This window comes from Candidatus Nitrosotalea sp. FS (genome assembly GCF_011319475.1).
GTDB lineage: Archaea > Thermoproteota > Nitrososphaeria > Nitrososphaerales > Nitrosopumilaceae > Nitrosotalea.
The window spans coordinates 1-1096 of sequence record NZ_RCMC01000157.1 but is presented as its reverse complement, the minus strand read 5'-3'; the positions used below and the strand labels follow the sequence as shown (position 1 = coordinate 1096).

General features: G+C 39.3%; 1 protein-coding gene and 1 pseudogene. Both read left to right on the top strand.

All coding sequences use genetic code 11. The features are described from left to right. Positions 1-669 (top strand): annotated as a pseudogene (locus DYY66_RS05530) (cysteine synthase); the annotation flags it as partial. A 131-nt stretch (positions 670-800) separates the two neighbouring features. Continuing rightward, on the top strand, positions 801-1096 hold a 296-nt coding region (locus tag DYY66_RS05525; protein ID WP_166286917.1), incomplete at its 3' end, for a DEAD/DEAH box helicase family protein.

Sequence of the window (1096 nt, the reverse complement as noted above, 5' to 3'; positions counted from 1 at the left end):
GTTGCAGGAATTAGGACAAAGAGCAAGGCTGAAGGACTCAAGTTTTACGAACCACAGCAATATGCAGGACAGCACGAAGTAGACTTTGTACAGGCAAAGCGTTTGCTGAAATTCTTTGTAGATAAAGGCCATGACATGGGCGAGAGCAGCGCACTTGCGCTATATGCAGTAATGCAGATGGCAAATTTTGGCGGCGCTGGAGAAAATTTTGTTGTTATAGTTGCTGATGGAATCCAAAAATACAAAAAGAATTTGGAATCGATGGCAAAGAAAGAGAGTCGTAGTGAGGTTTCACTAGAAGAAGCTGTCTCAAGCGTAGGCGACTATGACAAGGTAATCTGGATACACCCACAGTATACTCCGCGTGAGGAAGGAATAGAGCTACTTGCAAAAACTCTTGGCATTGACAAGAGCAAGATAATTGTACCAAAGGCAAGAGAGGTGGAACGATTGTTAATGGCACAACAAATTCCTGACGATTTGAACAAAGCTCTAGAAGGATCTCACAAATCACTTCTTGTGTGCATGGCAGGATTCACTTCACTTAATGCTGTTCAAGTTTTTGGAAAGAAAGGTATTGCAACAGAAAGTTTGACTGGCGGAATATCTGGACTCTCGCAGAAAAAAGGCAAGCAAATTTCTGAATTGATCAAAGTCGCGACTGAATAAACACATTTTTGTAATTATCAATTTAAAAAATTTTAATTAAAAATATAACATGTTATCACCTTGAATACATCAGAAATCAACACAAGGAATTAAGTAACGTAGCTTTTGAATGATAAATCATCCAGAATCAAATGACTATACTTGAACACTTTCCAGAGGGATACAAACCAAGAGAAATACAAAAAGAGATCTTGCAAGGAATAGAAGAAAAGATCAAGTCAGGTTACAAGACAATTATTTTATCTGCACCAACTGGAGTTGGAAAATCGCTTATTGCTGCAACTCTTGCAAGATATTTTGGTGGCTCGTTTATAGTAACTGCTTCCAAGCAATTACAGGACCAGTACTCCAAGGACCTGAAATTTCTCATGCCGGTTAAGGGCAAGTCAAATTTTGCCTGCCTCAAGCTGATGGACCAGGAATCACT